Below are 23,139 nucleotides of genomic sequence, written 5' to 3' on the forward strand. Positions count from 1 at the left end.
GTCAAACGAGATCCAAAGAAAACCGCCCCGGACGTCTGAACTCCGGGGCGGCGGATCATTCCGGCATCAAGCTCAAGCACGCAGAATCTTGAACCAGTCCTCATGATGGTCTTCAAGCCAGTAATCGCGCTCCACCCAGGCGCGCAGCAAGTCGCCCTCCCGCTCGGCCTGATCCAAGTCATGAACCCTGCTGCGGATGGCATCGACCCATGCAGCGATCTCGTTTGGTACCCGGCAAACCGGAGCCGCGTTGGTCTGGTACGGATAAATATCGGTACACACCACCGGCCATCCCATCGCTCCATACTCCAACAGTCGCAGATTGCTCTTGGCCTCATTAAACGCGTTCATTTCCAGCGGCGCGACGGCCAAGTCCAGATTCAGGGTGGCGACCTTTTCCGGATATTCGCTGAACGGTACCCCCTGGTGCACTTCGGCGACATAAGGACGGAACTGGGGCAGGCACATGCCCATGAACACCCAGTCAACTTCATGATGAGTCTGCTTGATCACCTCGAACAAGAGTTCTAGGTCGCCACGGTGTTGCGACGCGCCTACCCAGCCAACCCTGGGTTTGCTGCCGACACGGCGCTCAGCGCGCAATTCCCCCCAAACGCTGCGCCGCAGCCGGTTGGGAATCACCGCGATATCGCCCACCATCTCCCGGGTGAACTCGCGCAGCGGCTCAGTGGACACGATCAAGGCATCGGACATTTTCAGCGCTTTGCGCAAACGCTGCTTGGCATCCGGATAATGGCGCCGCCAGTGATCATATAGATCGCTCTTCAGTGGCGTGCCTCCCACCAAGTCATCAATGCCCAGAATCGTCCTCATTTCGGGAAAGTAGGAGCGGTAATGCCCCAAGGCATCCAGCACACCGTCATTCACCGCCGTATGCAGCAGGAGCACGTTCGGGGCCATGCGCGCCATTTCCACCAACGAGGGCAAGCCATGTGCCGGTTGCAAAATCTCCCCGTCCAGCAGGCCGTGCTCTTGCAACACGGACAAAGGTTGGCTCAAACGGTATTCGCCGCTACCGCCAGGCACCGGCACACCCAGCACCCGCTGCCGGCCATTCAAAGCCGGGTCCCATGACACATGCCGTTCGACTTCCAGCTCCATCCTGCGCTTGCGCAAAGACAGGTGCCGGTTGAACCCCGGATCCCGTTTCAATACCGGCAACCAGGCTTGCAGGAAGTTCTCCATTTCACCGCGCTCGCGCACCGCGGCCTGCAGCGCGACACGCGGGTCGGACGTGGTGCGGCCTATGCTCTTGGCGTGATGGTGGTACATCACGGCAAACGGGTTGTAGACATTGCGCCAGCCTGCGGCCTGTACCTTCAGACACAAGTCGACATCATTGAAGCAAACCTGGAATTTATCCTCGTCCATGCCGCCCACATCCAGATAAGTGGACTTGGCCACCATCAGGCAGGCGCCGGTCACGGCAGAATAGTTCTGCATGGTCACCGCGCGGTTCATATAACCTGGCAAATTCATGTCCTGAGGCTCGAACACGTGATCCGCCACCGAGTGCATGCCGCCAGGCAGGCCCAGCACGATGCCGGCATGCTGGATTTGTCCCACCTCGGGGTACAGCAGACGCGCGCCAACCACGCCAACCCCCGGCTGCTGGGCCGTCGCCAATAACCGTCCCAGCCAACTCTCCAAGGCCAGCTCGGTATCGTTGTTCAGGAACAAGAGGTAATCGCCACGTGCACTGGCTGCGCCGAGATTGCACTGGGCGGAGAAGTTGAATGGCTGGTCATAAGCGACAAGTTGAATCCGTCCAGGATAATCCGCCTGCAGCACTTGGTAGTACTCCAGGGTTTCCGGCTGCTCCGAGCGGTTGTCCACGATGATCAGCTCAAAATTCTGGTAGCTGGTGCGTTGCAATAAGCTGTCTATGCACGGTTCCAGATATTCAAGCTTGTCGCGTGTCGGGATGATGATGGACACCAGCGGGCTGCCTTGCACCTGGTACTCGAAATGGAAGGTGCCGTCGACCAGGCCGGAACCAACCTCCGCCGCCTCTTGGCCACGCTTGGCGTGCTCTTCCAATGCCACCTGGCACGACGCCTGCCACAACGGCTGCTGGCTGGGATGCCGCCACGGCAGCGACAGCAGCATATCGTCGACATGCCCCACCACCTCCGCGCCTTTCAATTCGAACAAGCGCAGCGCGGCATCGAAATTGTAGGCACCGGGATAGGGTTGAAAACCGCCCACTACCGATAGCGCATTGGTGGAGAAGGCGATCGCATCCCCGATATAATCCATGGAACGCAGATATTCCGGCGAGAAGTCCGGCCGGAATGCTGGCAGGAAACGTTCCCCCATCGGCGAGACGACATCGCTGTCGCAATACACAGCCGCCCAGTTCGGATGTTGGTGGATGGCCTCGCCAAAACGAAGCAGCGTCTGCGGCTGTAGGCGGAAACCGGCCGGCAGCAACCAGGTCCAGTCGGACACGACCTCGGAAACCACTCCATTGATCGCGCCCGCCACGGCCTCGAAGTCGCTCATATCTTCCAACTGCACCCAGCCGAGTTGGTCGCTGCTGGCAAACACCGGGTCCGGCACGGCGCTGTCGGACACGACAATCAGCCTCCAGTTCGGGTACAACTGCTGCTCCAGAGCCGCCAGGCTCTCCGCCAGCCGCGTCAGACTCGTCTGCGGCGCCAACACGATCAGATTGAACCAGGGCTGGCTCTGCCACGCCGTGCACATCGACTCCGCCAATTGCTCGGCATGGACTTCCCGCAGATTGTGGTTGCCCAGCCAGCGTCGATAATCACGCAGCGCATACTGCTCCGGCTCGGAGAAGTTATAGGTGGCAACCTTGCCCATCTCCCCGATGCCATTGGGCCGCAAGCTTCTGGGCAGCAACTGGCACCACTGATCGAACAGCAAGGGCACCGCGTCTTCCAGCACCCGGTGCTCTTTGACATAGTGCTGGGACAAGGCGACTCGCCGCGCCCGCAGATCGGCGTCTTCCACCAGCGCCGCCAGCGCATCGAACCACGCCTGCTCGGTATTTTCCACCACGCTGGCCATGCCGCTGTCCCTGAGCCAGGCATAGGCGGGAACATCGGAGAGAATCGCCGCCGCCCCGACCACCGAGTACTCCAGCCACTTCAAATCGGACTTGCTGTCGTTGAAAGCGCCGTGAGCCAATGGCGCAATGCCGATATCCAGCCGCAAATCGGCCAACTCATTCAGGAACCTGCTGTAATTGACAAAGGTGGTCACTTGGCGGACGTCCTTCATCCCCACCATGGACTTGGGAACCTCGCCCCAAAAGACAAACCTCACCTGCCCAGCATACTCGCGATAGATGCGCATCAAGGCCGGTTCTATCGCCGCCATCTCTTTGCCGCGAGAGGTCGTGCCGGCAAAACCGATGGTAACCTTGTCATTGCGCGGCTTGGGCGTGACGAAGCGGTCCCGTGCCAGCGTATTGGGGAAAACAAATACCTTGTCGTTGAAAGGCCGCACCTTCTCCGCCAACGGCTCGGTGGTTACCGTCACCAGTGAGCAGCTAGGCAGCAACCACTTGATCAGTTCGAAGGACGACTCGCATTCCTTGTACATCAAATGCGACTCGGGCATCTCCGGCAGCCAGTCGTCCACCTCGTAAACAATGGGCTTGCCGGACTCTACCAGCTTCTCAAGTAGAGCCTTGCTCTCCGGCCTGGGGAACAAGCGCTGCACTAGGAACAAGTCCATTTCCTTGACGAAATCATCGTCACTGTCGAATGGGAACACCCCCTCATACATATAGGCGGCGGAGTGTTTGTAGTAATAGTGCTCAAACTCCTTGCCCACCAACTGCAAGGCATCGCCCAGGCGCAAGCGATAACACGCCTCGTCCAAGGCATCCCGGGTCAACACGCCAACCCTGGGCTTGCGACGCGGCGCTTCCGACGGCGGCGCGAGCGAGACCGTCCCCTCTTCGAGCTGCGGCCGGCTCTCGTTCTGCAGCCGGTTCGCCTTGCCCCAGGAAAACGGCAGCGGGATGTTTTGCAACAAGCGGCTGCGCCACTGCTGGCGCGGCACCGACTGCAGCATGCCAAGCGCCGCGGTCAATACAGACTCCACCGTCAGCATATCCATGCAGTAAGCGTGTCCTCTCCGACACAGCGGAGCCGCCTCCGCCGGCAACTGAGCCAGGCATCCCTTGCATTCGATATCGGCAATCAAACCGAGCGACGCGCCGCGCAGCGGCAAGCGCTGCGCCGGTTCGGCCATGCCGAATAGGCCCAGCACCGGCGTTCCAACCGCATGGGCGATGTGAATCAGGCCGGAATCCGGTGCAATCAGCACATCGGCAACCGAAATCGCCGCAGCGGTTTCAGCCAAGCGCAGCTCATTGACCAAGGACACTACACCCGACCTGGCCACCTCGGGCAGGTTTTCCAACGAGAAATCCTTGCCACTGCCCAAGAGCACCAGACCGATGTTGTGGGCGGACAGCGCCGGCAACAGCTCCGCCCAGTATGCCGCCGGCCAGATGCGATCTGGCGAGCTTGCCGCCATATGAATGGCGACCAGGTGTTCAGGCTTTTTCGCAGCCAACCAGCCTGAAGCCACGATCTTGTTGGCCAAGGGCCGGTAATCCTGCATCAGCCGCGGCAATGAGGGCGCACTCGGCGCAACGCCGCTACGTCGCGCATAAGCCTCAATGATATGCAGGTCCCGAGCCTGCTCATAAGCGCCATCCAGATCAATAAAAATATCGTCCGGCCGCTGCTGCAACGACATGCAACCGACGATGTCGGCTTCCTCTATCGCTTGAAAGGCCTCAACCACCTGGGTTCTGACCAACAGTTGCCGGTCCGGGTATTTCCGGCGCAAGGCGGGCAAGACCGAACTGGCCAATAGCGCATCGCCCATGGCAAAACGTCTTTGCACCAGCACACGCTTGGCCAGCGCTCGCGGCCTGGCTTGTTCCAAGACCAGCAGGAAGCCTTCGTCCTCGCCGGGCTCTGCGCAGTTTTGATGCAGCAGCCCCGACTGGAAACTTTCCGGCGACACCAGTGACAAGCGCAAACGGTGCAGGGCCACCTTTTCGAAGACCCGTGAACACAGGTGGCGCACTCTGGACTCGGTCCAGTTGGTCCAATGAGTCGGGTTCAAATGGCTGCCAGCCCAACGCTCGGTGGGCAGGCTCAGCAACAAGCGGCCGCCTGGAGCAATGCGCTCGGACAACTCCCACAGGAACAGCTCCGGATCATCGGTATGCTCTATCGTCTCAAACGAGATGACCGTATCGTAAGCGGCCTCCGGCAAGGTATTCAGCAGACGCGCTTCGAATCGGCAATTTTCGGCGTCGCGGGGAATGAAGCGCTGGGAAAAACGGATCGCATCGGCATTGAGGTCGATGCCGGTGTAATCGAGCATGCTGCCAGCGTCGGCAAGGATATGCCAGCCGTAGCCTGCCCCGGACGCACAGTCCAACACGCGTCCCAGTCGTCCAAATTCTGTGGCCCGACGATAGCGCAGGGCATGCTGCACCAGGGTTGCGTAACCCTCCAGTCCGGGCAGGAAGCGGCCGGCGCCGCTCTGCTCTATCTCTTGCGCCAAGGCGGCATCCCGGATCTGGGCCTGGTTGGGCTGAATGCCTTTTGCCCCATCTTGCAACAGGTCGACCAGCCGGTCCAAAGCTTCCTCCGACCAAGCGGCAAGTAGGGATGGCAACACCCAGCGTCCGTCACCGTCGCGATACAAAGCCATCAATTGCATGAACTGCCCGTTGGAGTCCTGCAAGGTAGCGTCAAAGCACTCCACGCCCAGCAAGCGGTCCAAACGAACCCACTCATGGCGGATGGTCGCCAGCGTCATCGCGCCGGCTTGCGCGGCAAATGACTCCGCATAGGCGATGCTGGCAACCTGAATCTGATCGATCTGCGCTTCCGCCATCACCCGCCAGCGCGCGCTCTCCAGTAACGGGCTGCGCAGCACCGGCGCCTGCGGATACTGCTTGCGAAACACGCCGGACAACTGCCCGATCAGGCTATTGGCTTCCCCGCGATCCGTCAGCAGCCATGGGCGGTTGGCAGGCAACAGCGCTTGCAAAGCCAGTCGCACCAATAACTCATCGGCATAAACATCGCACAGTAATTCAAGCCAGGCCACCAGTTCCCGCTGCAAGTGCAAGACCCGCTCTTCTTCCCCCTTCACCAATATATCCGCATGCGCGGCGGCGGCCTCGGGCACATGCTTCAACGCCACCGTTTCTCCGGCGGCGAAAGCCTGTCGCAAGCGGCGATGCAGCCATTGGTGAGGCGATATGCGACGCTCACCGGCAGCCAGTTGCAGCAGCCAATCCTTGCGCAGCCAGCCATCGGCCTGCTGCGCAAGCAAGCAGCCGGGGTCCCCGCATTGCTGCAGGTACGCGGCAAACGCTTCGCTACCACTGATCAGGAAACAGCCGTAATCTTCTTCTTTTAGTCTCGAACGCTCACGCCGCAGAGGCACGCCGCCAGGCAAACAAGCCCAGCTATCGCTTACCAGCCAATGCCCATCATCATCGGCCGCAGCCGCCATGCTGAGAGGCAGACTGGCGCCGCAGGCAAAACCAAGCCATTTCCCACCCGCAGCGGCAAGATCATGCGCGTTCAGCAGGGGCAAGCCGTTCACAAATGGCACCAAGCACACTTTGGAGCGAGCCTGCAGCGTTGACAACGAAGGCGACATCAGCTGCGAATTGATCACCAGTACCAGTTCAAATTGGCTGGGATCATGCGTCGCCAGATAGGCCTGTGCCTGCTCCAACTCCGTTTGAGTTTCAACAGCGAGAAAAAGTGAATTCATCTTATTGGTTTCCTGAATGGCGACAGCACGGCCCGCCAGGCCAAAGAACGGCAATGTGGAATTTGGATCGCCCTATATTACTGAGAAACGCCGTGGACAACAGCCCAAATCATGCCGGCACGGCAAGGCTTCAAAAGACGCAATAACAAACCTGCATTCTGCATCGACATAGATAACGTCTATTGTGGACACAAAAAAACCACCTCTCAAAGAATAGCCTTCAAAAGCCAACAATATACAGGACAGGCGGCCCCAACCCCATACTGCCTTCATGCCAGGAAGCAGGATGAATGCTCCACAGTCCAGGCTTTTTCACCCCCTTCGGCGCGGCAATCGCTCTGGCCCGCGCGTGCGTTCACGCCCAAACCGAAACGGACTCGGTACGATTACCACGCGCCGGAAAATCAGGCGAATATCCCAATCTGGTATGGATGGGCCTATAATCCCGAGGGTCTAGGCCGGGCCAAGTCTACCATCCCGAGTCTTCGCAGCATGCGCGCTGCCTGATCCCATCGCTGGCCAAACGCCGATTTAGGTCGATCCGAGGAGGAATGGAAAATCGTGTGCCACGCACCTTCCCCGCTGGAGCCCTTCCGTGTTTCAAGCCCCGGGACTTCCTGCCCCTTCCTTCGTCTTGATAGGATGGGCGCGTATCCGATGGAGCTGGCCGCAATCGCATCACTGTCGATTTCAGCCCCAAGCCGACATGACCCGACAAAGATTTACCGCCGCCTATTTCCGCGGTCCTTGGCTAAAATTCAGGCAACAGCAACGACTTTCAACTTTCACAAGGCAAAATAATGACTATTCCAAAAGTAAGCATCGGCATGCCCGTCTACCGGGAGGCAAGATATCTGGACATGACTTTGCAATCGTTGCTGGGACAGACTTATGGCGATTTTGAGCTGATCATCTCCGACAACCATTCCGATGACGGTACTTATGAATTGCTGCAAAACTATGCCGCGATGGATGCGCGCATCACTTTGCTGCGCACTGAAGAAACGGTTGCCGCTCCGCAGAATTTCTATCGGATTTTCGATCGCTGCCGCGGCGAATACATGATGTTCGCCGCTGGCCACGATTTGTATCACAAGCAATACATCGAACGCTGCGTCGCCCAGCTCGACAATCAGCCCGATGTGGTCTTGGCGGTGACCGCCTCCGCCTTTTTCAATGAAAACGGCGTGGGCAGCCAGATCGGCGGTATTTTCGACACCCGCGGCATGGACACCTTCTCACGCATGCATGTGGTGGCCTGGGGCCTGGTCTACGCTTACCAGGCCTACGGCATGAACCGCATGTCGGCCTTCCGCAAAGTGCAATACCGCAATGTGGCGATGCCCATCGTCGGCATCGACCATGTGCTGTTGTTCGAGATGGCCGCCCAAGGCGCGTTCTCCTACGACCCCGAAATCCTGTTCTTCATGCGCCAGGCTCACGACTACGGCGATCAGGAAGCCTATAAGCGCAAGCTGATGCTGGATGGCCTGGACGGCTTTGCCAGCTATGAAAACCAGATCAATGCCTATATAGATGTCATCCGGCGCAATCTGCCCGCCGGACAAGAACGGGACATGATGATCAACAGCATAAGCAGCTGCTGCCTGCTCAAGTATCGCAACACGCTGGCCTGCTATGGATTGTCCTTCCCCCAAATCAGCGAGGAAACCTCGCCCATCTTGACCGAATACATCAAAGCCCAAGCCTCGGCCGCCAATTTCATGGATGTGCTGCTGCATGAGCGCTACGGCAGCATTCGTTGATTGACGTCTTGGAAGCTTGCAGATGAAAGCAGTGATACTGGCCGGCGGGCTCGGCACCCGGATCTCGGAAGAAAGCCACCTCAAGCCCAAACCCATGATTAATGTGGGAGGCCGGCCCATCCTGTGGCACATCATGAAGATTTTTTCCGCGCACGGCATCAATGACTTCATCATTTGCCTTGGCTACAAGGGCTATGTGATCAAGGAATATTTCGCCAATTATTTCCTGCACATGTCCGATGTGACATTTGATTTCACCCAGAATCAAATGAAGGTGCATCGCCAGCATGCGGAGCCCTGGCATGTGACCCTGGTCAATACCGGGGAACACACGATGACTGGTGGCCGGCTCAAACGCGTGGCTCCGTATCTGCCTGCCGGCGAAGCGTTCTGTTTCACTTATGGCGACGGGCTGGCCGACATCGATCTGACCGCGGAGATAGCCTTTCACCATGATCACGGCAAACTGGCCACGGTGGCGGCAGTGCAAGCCCCTGGACGGTTTGGCGCCTTGGTATGCAAAGGCAGCCGCGTCACAGGCTTCAAGGAAAAACCGCCGGGCGACGGCGGCTGGATCAATGGCGGCTTTTTCGTGCTGCAGCCTGAAGTGATCTCCTTGATCGAAGGCGATCACTCCAGCTGGGAAGGCGAACCGATGGCCAAGCTTGCCGCCATGGGTCAGCTGACGGCATTCGAACACGCCGGTTTCTGGCAGCCGATGGATACGCTGCGCGAAAAAATCCAGCTGGACGAACTGTGGGAAAGCGGCCGGGCGCCGTGGAGGGTCTGGCAGCCCGAGCTGTCCTGAGGGTTCAGGCGATACGCTTCAGATAACCGTCTGGCGCAACGGTGATCAGCAATTTATGGTGAATATCGGCGTCGATCTCGAATTCGGGATGATCGGCCAGGTATGCGCGCACCGCGGTTTTGGGATTGTTGCCTGGTCCCCAAGGCCGATCAGTCGATAGTTCCGCCGGCATATCATCAACAATGGTATCGAAAACCACGCAGTAGCTGCCCGCCGTCACCAGGGGCGCATACGCCTTCAGTTCGGCCAGCACATGCTCATGAGTATGGTTGGAGTCCAAGCTCACCAAGACGCGTCGATACCCTTTGGCGATGTCCGTGACCTTGGCTATCGTCTCGGGCGCCACGCTGGAACCCTCTATCATTTGAATCCAGTTGGCCATCGGATGGCTCTCAATCGCCGCACGGTTGTGCGAGCGGATGTCGATGTCCAGACCCAGGACCTTGCGCCGGGTGCTTTTGGGATCGCACACCGCCCCGCTTTCCACCGCCTCGCTCATGTCCAGCATGGCCAGCAAGGACGCGTAATACACCAGGGAACCACCATGAGCGATGCCAGCCTCGATGATGAGATCCGGCTTCACCTGCCAAATCAATTCCTGCATCGCCCAGGCGTCGTTGGGAAACTGGATCGCCGGCCGTCCCATCCAGGCGAAATTATAGGACCACTTATGCCGGGCCACGTCGCGGGTCCAGGCGCGCGACAGTTGCTGGAGCGCTTGGTCTCCCGCCAGGCCTTGAATATTCTGCTCGACTTCCTGGGCAAACTTTTGAATCTCGTCCATTGGGTGCTTTCTTATCATGGAATCCGGCGGCGGGCCTGCAGCAGCCCCGGCGCCGGAGGAAATCATCACTCGGGCTGTTCGATCACAAGCCGGAAACAATAGCGCTCATCCGGGCTGGACTCGCCTGACGCGCCCATCTCCCAATGCGTCTCGCCATTCTTGACGCGCTTGATCAGTGGATGGCGCAGCCAGCCGCTAAAACCTATCTGCTTGTTCATCATCACCGAGGCCACGTTCTCCGTCATTACATAGGCATGAACGCGCCGCACCGCGGCCTCTTGCAATAGCCAGGCGACCAACCGCCTTCCGGCGTAGACGAATAGTTTAGGATGCCCCAGGCGCTCGCCTCGCATCGCATTGTCGAGCAGAACCTCGTCCCGGCTCAGGTCCTTGAAGCCGAAATGCCCAATCACCTGGCCATCCGCACACACCAGGAACAGCAGCTGCCCCGGCGTTTTGAACAGCACTTCGCTCATCCAGCGCCGGGTTCGCTCAGGCGTCGCGACAAAATGGCTGAGAAAGTTCGCCATATTCTGATTCCGCCATTCAGTGAGCTTGCGGATGATGTCGGCGTCGTCGAGGTCGGCCCGCGTCAGCGGCCGCAACACGCCGCAAACCTGGCTCTCATCGTCCAGGATGTCGAGCTTCAGCGTCTGCCGGCCCGCGATCACATCGTCCAGCCGGGGCTGGATGGCATTAAGCGTCATCACGTTCAGTGTCCAATTTTCGCCTTAAGTCGAGGCCGGCTCATGGTCCGCCAGCAACGCCCACGTCAGCACCGTCTCAGCGCCCAGATCCTGTTTGAGCATCCGCCCAAGCACCACGGCCAACTGCGATGGCGCGATGCCGTCGCCGGGGCGCTTGGCGTCTAAATCGGCCTCGGTCAATACATGGCCGGCGGGCAAAGCGCGCCGGGTAACGATGCTGCGGCGCATTTTCAATGCTTGCGCCCGCTCTTCTTCGCTCAGCACGCGCCCCGCGCCGCCCATGGCCTCCTGCACCCGGTGACAGGCGCGTATCATCGCCCGCATCTCTTCGGGCTCCGTCGCCATCTGATTGTCCATGCCGATGCGCGAGCTATCCAAAGTGAAGTGCTTCTCGATCAGGCAGGCCCCCAGCGCCACCGCGGCGGCGGGTATCTCAATGCCCTGGCTGTGATCGGAATAGCCGATGGGAAAGGCGGGAAACTCGCTGCGCAAGCCGGCGATGTTCTGCAGACGGATCAGTTGGGGAGGAGACGGGTAGATCGAAGTGCAGTGCAATATGATCAGCTGACGGTTCCCGCTCGCCTCGATCGCGCGCACAGCCTCGCGGATTTCCTCGAACGACCCCATGCCGGTGGATAGCACCAGCGGCGCGCCCAGGCGTCCCAGCTGCTCTAGATAGGGCAGATTGTTGAGCTCCATTGAGGCGATCTTGATGAAGGGCGCCTTGCACTCCGACAGCAGAAATTCAGCCTCCTGGATGGAGTAAGGCGTAGAAGCGAAATCGATACCCTGCGCGGCGGCGTACTCGGCCAGTTCCTTGAGCTGGGCGCCGTCCAGAGCGAATTTCTTGACGATGCGCTTGGCGATCGCGTTGGCCTGGTAATAGCTGTCGCAATAAAGCGTCTCCGCGCTCCAGGACTGAAACTTCACGCAATCGCAGCCGGCGGCCTTGGCCTCGTCTATCATCGCGCGCGCAATGCCCAGATCGCCGAAATGACTGGTATTGAGTTCGGCCACCACATAGGGCTTTAGGTAATCCCCGACTTGGCGTCCATTGCCTAGGGTGATAACTGACATGCAAGGTCTCCGGCTTACTGGTCGATGGGCTCGACTATCATTTCTCGCAAGAACAACTCGCGATCAAGAAAAGGCTGTTGGTCTTCCAATGGACGACGCACAAAGCGGCGGTCCGCCTCGCTGCGGGCATGGCCCAACTCGATATAGCCCTGGTCGACCCGCCCCATGATTTCGCACAGCACCGGCCCTTCGTGAGCCAGCATGGCGGTCAAACCGGCATCCAGTTCGGATGTACGCTCAATCCTCTGGTAGTGGAAACCGAAACACTGGGCCAATTGGGCGAAGTCGGGACAACTGACGCCGTTGTCCGGATCCGTGCCTATGGTCCGCTTGCGGAACAGATCCCGCTGCCGCCGCCGGATGATGGAGTAGACATTGTTGTTGATGACCACCACCTTGATCGGCAAGCGCTGATAGCGGATGCTCTCCAGCTCCTGCAGATTCATCATGATGGAACCGTCGCCGATAACAGCGACCACTGGCTGCGCGCGGCCATGCCATGCTCCTATGGCCGCGGGCAAGGCAAAACCCATCGAGCCTTGGGAAACCGGATGGACACAGTTGATTCCGGAGGAAAAGCGCATATTGGTCGGCAGAATCACTTCGGCCAGACCCGAGTCCGTCACCAATGTGGCCGGCGCGGGCAGCAGCCGTCCCAGGGACTCGGCCAACTGATAAAGATCGACGGCGGCGTCGGAGGCGAACGCAGGTTCTACCGCGCCGAACAGCGCTTTCCAATACCGACACTTGTCGGCCCATGGCGCCGGAGCCGTCGGCGTATTCTCGCTCAACAGCGCGCTGAGGAAGGCATGGACGTCGGCTTGCACCAATTGGTCGATGCGGACACCGTCCTTGCTGTGTTCAACTGGATCGATGTCCACGACGACGGTATGCGCGCCGCGCGCGAATTTGCAGAAGTCAGGACCGGTGGTGAGCGAAGACAGCCGCGAGCCCAGCACCAGCACGAAGTCAGCGTTCTGCACCGCGAAATTGCCGGCGCGCGAGCAGCCCATGGACCCAACCGAGCCTATGGACAAATCATGGGCCGCGCCATAGCTGTCCGGCGCGGCGCTGGTATAGGTCAGCGGAATATTGCAGCGCTCGACCAGGGTCTTGAGCAAACCCTCCGCGCCCGAGGAGCGCACGCCGCTGCCAATCAGCAATACCGGTCGTTTCGCGTCGCGCAGGCGAGCGCGCACCGCAGCCACGTCTTGCGGCGCCGGCCGCAGCGCTTCTACCGGGTACGCAGCGGGACGCTCGATCTGTTCCGGATCGATCAACGCGCTTTGCAGATCCAGCGGGATATCCAGCCAGACCGGGCCTTTGCGGCCGGACATGGCTTGCCGCAACGCCTCTTCCATCGCCGGGACGATTTCCTCCGGCGTGGAGATCATGCGCGCGAACTTGCTTATCGGGCTCACCAGAGCCACGATGTCGGCCTCTTGCTGCCCGTAGGTGCGCAAGGGAATGCCGGTATGGCGGCTGGTCTCGCGCAGGGTATTCTGGCCCGAGATGAAAATGCACGGCACCGCGTCCTGCCAGGCGCAGAGCACGCCGGTCAAGGTATTGGTGGATGCGCAGCCGGTAGACACCAGGCAAGCGCCCAAGCCCCCTCTTTGCTCCGCATAGGCCAGGGCGGCGAACGCGCAGGACTGCTCATGATGCAAGGACACCGGCTGCAAAGCCGCATGCTTGGCCAAAGCGTCGTTCAGAAACAAGGAGCCGCGCCCAGTCACCTGGAACACATGTTCCACGCCGGCTTGCGCCAGCCGCTGCATGATGTAGTCCGCAACCCGCATCATCATGCTTCCCTCGGCGCCTTGGGTTTGAACTGATCAAGAATATCCGGCACCGCCACCACGAATTCGGCGCTGCACGCCGGCTCGTCATCCACAAAGCTTTCGGCCGAGCCGATGGCGATGCCGCGCTTGAAGGACTTCAGGCTGGCTTCGATGCGCAGGGTGTCGCCCGGCACGATCTTGCGTTTGAACCGGATATTGTTGATTGAGACGAAGTTGGTCTTCATTCCCTTGTATTCCTCCTTGCACAAGAAGGTGAGGATGAAGGTCTGAACCAGGGTTTCGATCTGAACGAAACCGGGCACATTGGGCTCATCATCGAAATGGCCGGGGAAGAACCATTCGTTGTAAGTAAACCGTTTGATGCCGGTCGCCCGTTCTCCGGGCTGCAACTCAACAATCTTGTCGATCAACAGCACCGGATAGCGGTTGCGCTGACACTGGATGATGTCCTTGATGTCGAGGGCCACCGGTCCGTTCACCATGCTCATGCCGCCGGCTCGATGACGACCTTGTACTTGGCCAAAATAGCCTGGCCCGCCGCATAGCTGGAAAACTCGATGATGTCGTCGATATCCATCTCGATGTCGAACGCCTCTTCCAGCGCCGCCATCAAAGCCATGTGCCCCACGCTGTCCCAAGCCGCGATGTCTTGATATTTCAGCGCAGCCAAATCCTTTTGCTCCACCATGAAGGTTTCCATGAAAGCCTGGTCGTATTTTTCAAGATGACTCATCACTTAATCCGTCGAAAGTTGAAAACCTTAGTTTACCGGTCGCTGATCACTCTAGATAGCGTGCCGACCAAGTCGTAACCGTCCCAAATCACGCCGATATCCAATGCTTTGCCCACCGGAACCACCCGGTCTATGCCAATCAGGCCTTCGGCCACGACAAACTGGATCAATTGCTGCCTGTCCACTCCAAAACAACTCAGGGTTTGATAACGCTCGCCCACGATCCGCTTCAGGCAATTCAGATCGGCGCAGACATATTCAAAAAAGAAACCATGGCTCCCGCGATGAATATCGATATCCTCAGGCAATTCCGCCAAACGTACGCGATAAATATCGTTGGCGTGCCGGCTCGAAGAAACGGCCGCATCCAAATGAATGGCCGTGCGGCACAAATGCGTGAACTTCTCGACAGCGTGCAGCGCCGGCGTCGCGCCCTTGCTCGCCAGCAAGCGCTGCATCGCCAGCCAGAAACGAAGCATCGCCGCTTCCGCTTGCTCTTGACCGCCCAGCCATAAAATCAGATGCGGCGACGAACAAGCGTTCTGATCCAGGAAAAACACATCGTTGTAAAACCCTTCGGCCAGCCCCCTCAGTTGCGGCTCGGAAGCCGTTAGCACCGCCTCCGCCGCCATCACGCACAGCGAGTAACGGTCGGCAAAAGCGACATCCACGCAACGCGCCTGCGTCGGCATCGCCCGCAAGTGGGCAATGGTGGCGTCTCCGCCCCACAGCACGCGCGCATGGCAAGAGCGGGACAGCGCCGCCGTGACCTCGTCGTTGCGCGGGTAACGGATCAAGGCGTTCATCGCCGCGATGTCCGCGTGTTCCGGCAGGGAAAACAGGCGCTCGATCTCCTCGCAGATCACCGCCACTTGCGGATGATCAGCGCCGGGAACGCGCACGATATTGGCGTTGCCCGCCAGCAATCCGAAGGCGAACGAGAAAGCGAAATTGACGGGCACATTGGATGGCGCGATATGCAAGACCAGGCCGCGGCCAAGCCTATGCCCAGCCGAGCCAAAGGCTCCGGCCAGCCGCCTCAGGTTGGCTTTGCGGCACCAGAAGGCAAACGCGGCGATATCGGGATAGCGCCGCGGTTCCGGACGCGACAACAAAGCCTTGGAAAGATCCGCCAAAAACGCGATGGCGCTAGGCGAGTAAGGCGGCAACGGCCGGCAGGCGATCCGCTCCGGGCTAGCGCCGGCCAGAATCTCTACGGGGATATCAGACATGCGCTTCATAAGCATAGGTATCGCTGCAACCACGCGCTTCGGCCCGCGCCACGCGGCCGGACACTTTGAAATACTTGCCCAGCCGACCGCAAGGACAATCATCCTCGCCCAGCACGGCGCCCAGATCCTCGGTCAACAGCGCATGGCCGGGGTAGCTGCGCGGCGCCAGCGACAAGACCTCGATCAAGCCCTCCTCTCCCACGTCCGCAAGGCTGAAATCGCCGGGTCGTCGAATCAGGACATCCGAATAGATGGAGGCATGCAAATGGCCTTGCCCGCACTCCAGAAAGATGGAGCCGGTCTGCTCGACCATGCCGTAATAATTCACCACCTGCTCAACGCCGGCGCACTCCTGAAGCGCGCGGCGGAAATCCTCATTGCCCACGGCCAGATCCTGCAACTTTTTCCAGCCCCCACCATGCAGCACAATGCCGCCGGCGATAGCCAGGCGTTGATTCATTTTCCGCAGCGGCAGCACCAAATGCTGCCAGATCATGAAGGTAAAACCGAAGATGAAGATAGGCTTCCCCGCATGCCGCTCCAGAAAGGCCTGCACCAGGCCCAGATCCAGTTCCATTCTCTCATTCAGCGCGTACGTCACATCCTGTCCGAACAGGGAGAAGCCCAGTATGCCGGCTCCCCGCGCGGAAAACGCCGCCCGGTCCCGCAGCACGCTTGGCGAATCGATCACCAGCATCGGCAATCTCTTCTTGCCCAGCACCGTTCCCATCAGCCGAGTCAGTATCTTGGTTTGCCAGGCCGCCGTCTCCTTATCCAGATAAATGCGCGACACTTGCTGACCAGAGGTGCCCGACGAAGTCATGGTCTTGAATACCTGGCTGCGCTCCACGCTGAGCAGATCAAACTCCTTGAACAAGCGGACAGGCAGGTATGGAACCCCCGCCAGCCCCATGGCCGGAGCGTCTTCCACGCCCTGCAATGCCAGGATTCGCGCATACTCCGGGCACTGGCCGGCATGCCATTGCGTCAGTTCCCGCAAAGCGGCGGAGAGCGCGGCGGATTTGGCCGCCGCATCCAACGAATACGGTCCCCACTCCAGCCATGGCGTGAAATCCGGCGCGCTCATGCCTGAGCTCCCCAAGCTTGCGGCGTCAATTCCGAATACAGGATCTTTCCCGAAGCATTACGCGGCAAATCGCCTCCCGTCATCACCTTGACCGACTGCGGCGTCACAGTCAGGTAGCGCGCCAGCATGATCTTGATCTCCTTGGCCAGGGAGGCGTCGCCCTGCGGCACATAGACCTCGAGCCTGTCGTCGACGCCGGCGCAAGCGGCGACATGGCCAGCGTCAAGCAGATACTGCTCCACTTCCTGCAAATTGATTCGATGGCCGAACAGCTTCAAAAAACGTTTCAACCGCCCAACAATGTAGTAATCGCCGTCGCCATCCCTACGCGCGACGTCTCCGGTTCTCAGCACGCCCTGGCGCTCGTCGCCCGCGGCAAGATCGCCGAATCCGCAAGCATAGCCCATAGAGACATTGGGGCCTTGATACACCAGTTCCCCTTCCGCCTCCGCGCCGTCGAGCCGCTCGCCGCGCTCATCCTCCAGCCAGAACTCGCCGCCCGGCACCGCCGCGCCTATGCTGCCCGCCTTGAGCGCCGCCTTGTCCGCCGACAGATAAGACATCCTGGCCGTGGCTTCGGTCTGACCATACATGGTGAAAAACCGCATGCCGCGGCTCTGGCAATGCAATGCGAACTCGCGGCTGAGCTCCGGCGCCATTCGCCCTCCGGCCTGGGTCAGCGTGCGCAAGCTGGGCAGCTCCATGCCGGTGAAGCGCAACTTCCTCAGCATCTCGTAATGGTAGGGCACGCCGCCGAAACTGCTCGCGCGCACGGCTTGCAGGAAGCCCCAAAAACCGCGCTCGAGAAACGTTTTCCGGCTCACCGCAATCTTACTTCCCGCCAAGGCATGGCTGTGCAGGATCGACAGTCCGTAGGTATAGCTGGGCGCCAAAGTGGTAATCGGCACTTCGTCGGCATCCAGCTCCAGATACTGGGCGATGGCCATGGCGTTGCTCAACACATTGTGCTGCGACAGGCGCACAAACTTGGGGCTGCCGGTGCTGCCCGAGGTGCTCAGCAGCAAGGCCAACTCGTCATGAACGCGATAGTCGGCTTCCTCTTGCGCAATCAGGCAGTAATCGCGGTAGGCAAACAGGGCCGTCGCCTCTGGAAACTCCGCGCGCCTCGCGGCAGGCAGCCAGATGAACGCGGGCCGATACGCGTCCAGCAAGGGCTGCAATTGCTGACTGGGCAGATTGGCGGCCAGCATCAAAGGCACCGCGTTGACACTCAGCAGGTGGAAATAACCGGCCAAACCGCCTATATCGTTGTCGCAAAGACAGAACACCAGCCGCCGCTCCAACTCGCTCGCCAGCGACGGCGGCGCCAGCGCCAGTGCCTCGTCATATGAAATGACCTCGCCCTGCTCCGACTCGAACAGCGAACGCGCGCCATGGTCCGCGAACGCGCCGGTCATGGCTTCCATCAGGCTAAGCGCCCTCATCGCAGAATGCTCCATCCGCTCAGCGGCCTTGCAGCACATCGCGCACCACGCCCGCGATGCGCTCGATGTCATCCGGCGTCATATCGTGAAAACTGGGCAGATTGATGGCGCAGGCCGGCAAGGCCCAGGCATTGCGGTTTTCTGGCTTGGCGTCAAACATCGGCAAGCCCGACAAAGGCCAAAAGAACACCCGCGCATCGGCGTTTTCCTCGGCGAATGCCGCCTGCAGCGTCTCGCGCGTGACCCCGGTCTCAGGCGCAAACACCGCGGTAGGCATCCAGGCGCCATTGACGACGCCCTCGGGTTCCGGATTCATCCTCACGCCGGAGAGTGGCTGCAACCGTTGGCGATAAGCGTCGAATATCTCTCGCTTGCGCTGGATCAGTTCCTCGATGCGCTCCATCTGAGCGCAGCCCAGCGCGGCTTGGATATTCGACATCTTGTATTTGAAGCCCACCATGTCCGGCCAGAACTGCTTGCTTTGACCGCTTGCGCGGCCATGATTGCTGAGGGTCAGCACGCGCTGATAGAGCTCGGCGTCATTGGTGACGAACATGCCCCCCTCGCCGGTGGTCAAGGTTTTGGTGCCGTGGAAGGAAAATGCGCCGAATCGCCCCATAGAACCGGCCCGCTTGCCGCGATACTCGGAACCAATCGCCTCGGCGGCATCCTCGACAACGGGAACCCCATGACGTTGCCCTATCGCCAGCAAAGCGTCCATATCGCAGACATTGCCGTACAGATGCACGGCCACAATGGCCTTGGTCCGCGGCGTGATGGCCGCTTCCACTTGGGCCGGGTCAAGACACCAGGAGTCGGGCAGGATATCGACGAACACCGGCTCGGCGCCGAGATGGACGATGGGAGAGGCCGTTGCAATCCAGTTGGTATCGGCCAGGATCACTTCATCGCCGGGACCGATGCCAAGCGCGGCCATCCCCATATGCAAGGCCCCGGTGCAGCTGGAGGTCGCAATCGCGTAGCTCACTCCCAGATGCTTTTTGAACGCGGCCTCGAACTTGACGATGTAGTCGTAGCAGTGCTCGCCCCAGCCGTTGCGTGCGGCATCGGTCGCGTATTCGACCTCCAGATCGGTGATGGACGGCTTGGTGTAATGGATACGCGGTTTCATCTAATCTCCAGCGCGGGAGCCGCGGTGGCGAAGCGGCCGCCCCACTCCCGGATATAGTGAAGCTGTTGCATGACTTCGGCGGCGATATTCCAGGGCAGGATCAGCACAATGTCGGGTTTTTCCTGCGCCATCCTTGCCGGCGCGAAAATAGGCACATGGCTGCCCGGCAGGTATTTGCCCTGTTTCGATGGCGCGGCGTCGCAGACGAAAGGCAGCAGATCCGGCTTCACCCCGGCGTAGTTGAGCAAAGTATTGCCCTTGGCCGCAGCGCCGTAGGCGGCCACTTTCTTACCGGTCCGCTTTTGTTCCAGCAGGAAAGTCAGCAAGCCATCCTTCACCTCGTCCACCCGCTGCTGGAAGGCCGCATAGACCGTCAGTTGACGCAGCCCGGCCGCGGCCTCCGCGGCCAACACGGCGGCGATGGCGGGACCATCGGCTCTCTCGTCGTCGACGTGGCAGGCGAACACGCGCAGGCTGCCGCCATGGGTCGGCAGTTCTTCCACATCGAACACCCGCAGGCCGGCGGCGGCCAAAATGCGGGAAACGGTATACAGCGACAGGTAGGAGAAGTGCTCGTGGTAGACCGTATCGAATTGGACATGCTCGATCAGGCGCATCAGATGCGGAAACTCCAGCGTGATGGTTCCCCCAGGCTTGAGCGCCGCTTTCAGACCACGGCTGAAATCGTTGATGTCCGGGATATGGGCAAACACATTATTGCCGACGATCAAATCCGCTTGTCGTCCTTCCCGCGCCAGACGCCGCCCCAAGTCCTCTCCAAAGAACTCGCGCAACACCGGAATGCCCAAGCGCTCCGCGGCCGCGGCGGTGCTGGCGGTCGGCTCGATGCCCAGGCAAGGAATGCCGGCGGCCAGCACATTCTTCAACAGATAACCGTCGTTGGCGGCAACCTCGACGACAAAGCTGTCCGCGCCCAGTCCCAAGCGCCCAAGCATCTCGTCGACATAGCGCGCCGCGTGAGCCAGCCAGCTGCTGGATGTCGAGGAGAAATACGCGTAGTCCTTGGAAAAGAGCAGGTCCGCCTTCGCGTAATCCTCGGTCTGAACCAGCCAGCAATTGCCGCAAACTTTCAGCTTGAGCGGGAAATAAGTTTCCGGCGCGCTCAACTCCGCCTCGCTTAGATAGGCGTTGGACGGCGGCGCGAAGCCTAGATCGAGAAAGGTGTGCTGCAACGGCTCTGCGCAGTGTCGGCAATTCATGGTTCAAGCCCGGTGAAATCAGAGGACAACAAGGGATGGTTTTGGTCCCGCGTGGAAAGGTCATGGACCGGCAGCGGCCAGCGGACGTCCACCCGCGGCTCATCGTAACGCAAGCCTCCTTCGGCGGCGGGCTGATAGAACGCCGTATGTAGATACAACAGCTCGCTGTCCGGCTCCAGCACCTGGAAACCATGCGCGCAGCCCTCGGGAATGATCAGCATGCGTCCCGTGTCGGGGCTCAGCTCTTCGGCATGCCAATGCAGGAAAGTGGGAGAGCCCGCGCGCAGATCCACCAGCACATCCCACACCCGGCCACGAATGCAGCGCACCATTTTCATCTCCGCATGCGGCGGGTGCTGAAAATGCATGCCGCGCACTGCGCCAAGCGCCTGGGTCCGCGAGTGATTGATCTGAACGATGCGTCGGCCGCCCAGCAAGCCGGCCAGCTCCTGCTCGCAAAACAAACGGGAAAACGCGCCGCGGTGGTCGGCATAAGGCGCAGTCTCCGCAAGCGCGGCGCCGTCTATGCTGGTTTGTCGAATACGCATCAGGACACCCAAACCGCGTTTGCCGCGCGAGCGGACTCGATATAGCTCGCAAGTTGATCGAAGGTGATGATCTGCCCGGAGGCGTGGTGGTGGCGATACCAGTCCGCCGTCATCTCCAAACCTTGCTCCAGGCTCAATACTGGAAACCAGCCCAAGCGACTACGGGATTTCGCACAATCCAGGTACAACAAGCCAGCCTCATGCGGCTGCCCACCGGTCGCCGCTTGCCAGGTCAATTGCGGCCAAAACCGCTGCAGCTTCGCCAATACATCCGCCACGCTGCGGTTGGCCTCCTCCTGTGGACCAAAATTCCAGGCATCGGCCAGGGATCTCTCGCCTTCTAACAAACGCTGGCCAAGCAGCAGATAGCCAGACAGGCACTCCAGCACATGCTGCCATGGGCGGGTAGAGCCTGGCGAACGGATGTGCAAGGGCCTTCCTTGCGTTACGGCTCGCACCAGATCAGGAATCAAGCGGTCTTCCGACCAATCCCCTCCGCCAATGACATTCCCGGCGCGAGCAGTTGCCAACAGCGGCGCGTCATCGCTTTGCCAGAAAGACTTCCGATAACTGTCCACCAGCAGCTCGCAAGCGGCCTTGGACGCGCTATAGGGGTCATGGCCGCCAAGCGCATCCACCTCGCGATATCCCCAAGACCACTCCTGATTGGCGTAGACCTTATCAGTGGTCGCCACCACCACGGCACACACGCTAGGAGTTTGACGACACGCCTCTAGAACATGGGCCGTTCCCATCACATTGCTGGACCAGTTCTGCATCGGATCGCGATAGGAACGCCTGACCAAGGCCTGAGCCGCCAAATGGAAAACCATTTCCGGCTGCGCCTGATCGAATGCGGCGCGCACCGCCGCCGAGTCACGAATATCCGCGCGCAGGTCCCGCACCGGACATTCCAGCAGATCCCAGTGATTGGGCGAGCCGTCCGGGTCCAGGGCCAGGCAGGTGACCTCGGCGCCCAAGCGCGTCAGCCAGGCGGCCAGCCAACTGCCCTTGAAGCCAGTATGGCCGGTCAATAGCACCTTGCGACCAAGGTAGCGATCGCCAAACAGTTTCACGACCAAACCTTCCACGGAGGATTGCCATCCGCCCACAGTTTTTCCAGCTGATTCTTATCGCGCAGCGTATCCATTGCCTGCCAGAAACCTTTATGCCGGTAGGACATCAACTGCCCCTCCTTGGCCAGCCGCACCAAGGGCTCGGCCTCCCAACTGGTCTGATCATCGACGATGTAATCAAGCACTCTGGGCTCCAGCACAAAAAAGCCGCCATTGATCCAGGCGCCGTCCCCGGCAGGCTTTTCCTGAAAACCGGTCACGGTCTCGCCCTTGATTTTCAGCGCGCCATAACGGCCTGGCGGCTGAATGGCGGTGACGGTAGCGGCCTTGCCATGCGCGTGGTGAAATTCAATCAGCGCATTGATGTCGATATCGGCGACGCCGTCACCGTAAGTAAAACAGAAAGGTCCATCACCCAAATGCTCTCTTACCCGCATGAGACGTCCGCCGGTCAGCGTGTCTTCACCGGTATTGACCAAGGTGACCCGCCAGGGCTCGACATAACGCTGGTGGACTTCGATTTGATTATTGGACATATCGATGGTCACATCGGACATATGCAGGAAGTAATTGGCAAAATACTCCTTGATGATATAGCCCTTGTAACCACAGCAAATGACAAACTCATTCACGCCGTAATGCGAATAAGTTTTCATGATGTGCCATAAAATAGGCTTGCCGCCGATCTCAATCATCGGCTTTGGCTTCAAATATGACTCTTCGGATATTCGTGTGCCGAGCCCGCCAGCAAGAATCACTGCTTTCACATTTGCTCCTATTTATTATTTTGGCCAAATGGAACACACGCTTTGCAACGCAGAAACACGAATCGACCGGCATCCGTGTTCCACTCCAAGCCAAATCCTCTCTTGACCCACGAACAAAACCCCTGACCCAGCTTTGCGC

17 protein-coding genes are annotated in these 23,139 nt (G+C 59.8%); 2 read left to right on the plus strand and 15 right to left on the minus strand.

All coding sequences use genetic code 11. From position 1 onward, the window contains the following. Positions 1-72: 72 nt before the first annotated feature. Positions 73-6,816, minus strand: coding sequence for a glycosyltransferase (locus tag LQT98_RS08085; protein ID WP_231461838.1), 6,744 nt, complete (start codon positions 6,814-6,816; stop codon positions 73-75). 800 nt (positions 6,817-7,616) lie between these two features. Here LQT98_RS08085 and LQT98_RS08090 point away from each other — a divergent pair. Further along, entirely contained in the window at positions 7,617-8,582 is a 966-nt protein-coding gene (locus LQT98_RS08090; protein ID WP_231461840.1) for a glycosyltransferase family 2 protein, read from the plus strand. Between the two features lie 22 nt (positions 8,583-8,604). After that, a complete protein-coding gene (gene rfbF, locus LQT98_RS08095) occupies positions 8,605-9,390 on the plus strand; it encodes a glucose-1-phosphate cytidylyltransferase (RefSeq protein WP_231461842.1) in 786 nt (261 codons plus the stop codon). 4 nt (positions 9,391-9,394) lie between these two features. Here rfbF (LQT98_RS08095) and LQT98_RS08100 read toward each other — a convergent pair whose 3' ends face one another. From LQT98_RS08100 to rfbF (LQT98_RS08165), 14 genes are all read right to left on the minus strand, one after another. Further along, positions 9,395-10,174 (minus strand): cephalosporin hydroxylase family protein, encoded by a 780-nt coding sequence (locus LQT98_RS08100; RefSeq protein WP_231461844.1) that lies wholly within the window; start codon positions 10,172-10,174, stop codon positions 9,395-9,397. 65 nt (positions 10,175-10,239) lie between these two features. Beyond that, positions 10,240-10,881 (minus strand): GNAT family N-acetyltransferase, encoded by a 642-nt coding sequence (locus LQT98_RS08105; protein WP_231461875.1) that lies wholly within the window; start codon positions 10,879-10,881, stop codon positions 10,240-10,242. A 24-nt stretch (positions 10,882-10,905) separates the two neighbouring features. Further along, on the minus strand, positions 10,906-11,958 hold the full coding sequence (locus tag LQT98_RS08110) for an N-acetylneuraminate synthase family protein (RefSeq protein WP_231461846.1): 1,053 nt from the start codon (positions 11,956-11,958) through the stop codon (positions 10,906-10,908). A 14-nt stretch (positions 11,959-11,972) separates the two neighbouring features. Further along, positions 11,973-13,763, minus strand: a complete 1,791-nt coding sequence (locus LQT98_RS08115) for a thiamine pyrophosphate-binding protein (protein WP_231461848.1) — start codon at positions 13,761-13,763, stop codon at positions 11,973-11,975. Further along, positions 13,760-14,248 carry a 3-hydroxyacyl-ACP dehydratase FabZ gene (gene fabZ / locus LQT98_RS08120; protein WP_231461849.1) on the minus strand — a complete coding sequence of 163 codons (489 nt, stop codon included), beginning with the start codon at positions 14,246-14,248 and terminating at the stop codon, positions 13,760-13,762. Before fabZ ends, LQT98_RS08115 begins: the two co-directional genes overlap by 4 nt. Then, the gene (locus LQT98_RS08125) at positions 14,245-14,460 is read right to left on the minus strand and encodes a phosphopantetheine-binding protein (protein ID WP_231461850.1); all 216 of its coding nucleotides are present in this window, start codon (positions 14,458-14,460) and stop codon (positions 14,245-14,247) included. Before LQT98_RS08125 ends, fabZ begins: the two co-directional genes overlap by 4 nt. A gap of 65 nt (positions 14,461-14,525) precedes the next feature. Beyond that, positions 14,526-15,827 (minus strand): acyl-CoA reductase, encoded by a 1,302-nt coding sequence (locus LQT98_RS08130; protein ID WP_231461851.1) that lies wholly within the window; start codon positions 15,825-15,827, stop codon positions 14,526-14,528. Further along, a complete protein-coding gene (locus LQT98_RS08135; RefSeq protein ID WP_231461852.1) occupies positions 15,718-16,812 on the minus strand; it encodes a LuxE/PaaK family acyltransferase in 1,095 nt (364 codons plus the stop codon). The genes LQT98_RS08130 and LQT98_RS08135 overlap by 110 nt, the downstream gene beginning before the upstream one ends. Then, positions 16,809-18,257: an AMP-binding protein gene (locus tag LQT98_RS08140; RefSeq protein ID WP_231461853.1), complete on the minus strand. Its 1,449-nt coding sequence runs from the start codon at positions 18,255-18,257 to the stop codon at positions 16,809-16,811. Before LQT98_RS08140 ends, LQT98_RS08135 begins: the two co-directional genes overlap by 4 nt. 19 nt (positions 18,258-18,276) lie before the next feature. Further along, positions 18,277-19,389 (minus strand): DegT/DnrJ/EryC1/StrS family aminotransferase, encoded by a 1,113-nt coding sequence (locus tag LQT98_RS08145; RefSeq protein ID WP_231461854.1) that lies wholly within the window; start codon positions 19,387-19,389, stop codon positions 18,277-18,279. Further along, a complete protein-coding gene (locus LQT98_RS08150) occupies positions 19,386-20,609 on the minus strand; it encodes a class I SAM-dependent methyltransferase (protein ID WP_231461855.1) in 1,224 nt (407 codons plus the stop codon). The genes LQT98_RS08145 and LQT98_RS08150 overlap by 4 nt, the downstream gene beginning before the upstream one ends. Next, a complete protein-coding gene (locus tag LQT98_RS08155; RefSeq protein WP_231461857.1) occupies positions 20,606-21,169 on the minus strand; it encodes a dTDP-4-dehydrorhamnose 3,5-epimerase family protein in 564 nt (187 codons plus the stop codon). Before LQT98_RS08155 ends, LQT98_RS08150 begins: the two co-directional genes overlap by 4 nt. Next, positions 21,157-22,248, minus strand: coding sequence for a CDP-glucose 4,6-dehydratase (gene rfbG, locus LQT98_RS08160; RefSeq protein ID WP_231461859.1), 1,092 nt, complete (start codon positions 22,246-22,248; stop codon positions 21,157-21,159). Before rfbG ends, LQT98_RS08155 begins: the two co-directional genes overlap by 13 nt. Next, positions 22,230-23,000, minus strand: coding sequence for a glucose-1-phosphate cytidylyltransferase (rfbF, locus tag LQT98_RS08165; protein WP_231461860.1), 771 nt, complete (start codon positions 22,998-23,000; stop codon positions 22,230-22,232). Before rfbF (LQT98_RS08165) ends, rfbG begins: the two co-directional genes overlap by 19 nt. Positions 23,001-23,139 lie beyond the last annotated feature (139 nt).

Source organism: Chromobacterium aquaticum (assembly GCF_021129195.1).
Classification (GTDB): domain Bacteria; phylum Pseudomonadota; class Gammaproteobacteria; order Burkholderiales; family Chromobacteriaceae; genus Chromobacterium; species Chromobacterium aquaticum.

What these genes read in the sequence shown, in the direction of transcription:
- LQT98_RS08085 (WP_231461838.1), bottom strand. Translation starts at nt 6,816, where the DNA reads ATGAATTCACTTTTTCTCGCTGTTGAAACTCAAACGGAGTTGGAGCAG.
- LQT98_RS08090 (WP_231461840.1), top strand. Translation starts at nt 7,617, where the DNA reads ATGACTATTCCAAAAGTAAGCATCGGCATGCCCGTCTACCGGGAGGCA.
- rfbF (WP_231461842.1), top strand. Translation starts at nt 8,605, where the DNA reads ATGAAAGCAGTGATACTGGCCGGCGGGCTCGGCACCCGGATCTCGGAA.
- LQT98_RS08100 (WP_231461844.1), bottom strand. Translation starts at nt 10,174, where the DNA reads ATGGACGAGATTCAAAAGTTTGCCCAGGAAGTCGAGCAGAATATTCAA.
- LQT98_RS08105 (WP_231461875.1), bottom strand. Translation starts at nt 10,881, where the DNA reads ATGACGCTTAATGCCATCCAGCCCCGGCTGGACGATGTGATCGCGGGC.
- LQT98_RS08110 (WP_231461846.1), bottom strand. Translation starts at nt 11,958, where the DNA reads ATGTCAGTTATCACCCTAGGCAATGGACGCCAAGTCGGGGATTACCTA.
- LQT98_RS08115 (WP_231461848.1), bottom strand. Translation starts at nt 13,763, where the DNA reads ATGATGATGCGGGTTGCGGACTACATCATGCAGCGGCTGGCGCAAGCC.
- fabZ (WP_231461849.1), bottom strand. Translation starts at nt 14,248, where the DNA reads ATGAGCATGGTGAACGGACCGGTGGCCCTCGACATCAAGGACATCATC.
- LQT98_RS08125 (WP_231461850.1), bottom strand. Translation starts at nt 14,460, where the DNA reads ATGGAAACCTTCATGGTGGAGCAAAAGGATTTGGCTGCGCTGAAATAT.
- LQT98_RS08130 (WP_231461851.1), bottom strand. Translation starts at nt 15,827, where the DNA reads ATGATTGTCCTTGCGGTCGGCTGGGCAAGTATTTCAAAGTGTCCGGCC.
- LQT98_RS08135 (WP_231461852.1), bottom strand. Translation starts at nt 16,812, where the DNA reads ATGAGCGCGCCGGATTTCACGCCATGGCTGGAGTGGGGACCGTATTCG.
- LQT98_RS08140 (WP_231461853.1), bottom strand. Translation starts at nt 18,257, where the DNA reads ATGAGGGCGCTTAGCCTGATGGAAGCCATGACCGGCGCGTTCGCGGAC.
- LQT98_RS08145 (WP_231461854.1), bottom strand. Translation starts at nt 19,389, where the DNA reads ATGAAACCGCGTATCCATTACACCAAGCCGTCCATCACCGATCTGGAG.
- LQT98_RS08150 (WP_231461855.1), bottom strand. Translation starts at nt 20,609, where the DNA reads ATGAATTGCCGACACTGCGCAGAGCCGTTGCAGCACACCTTTCTCGAT.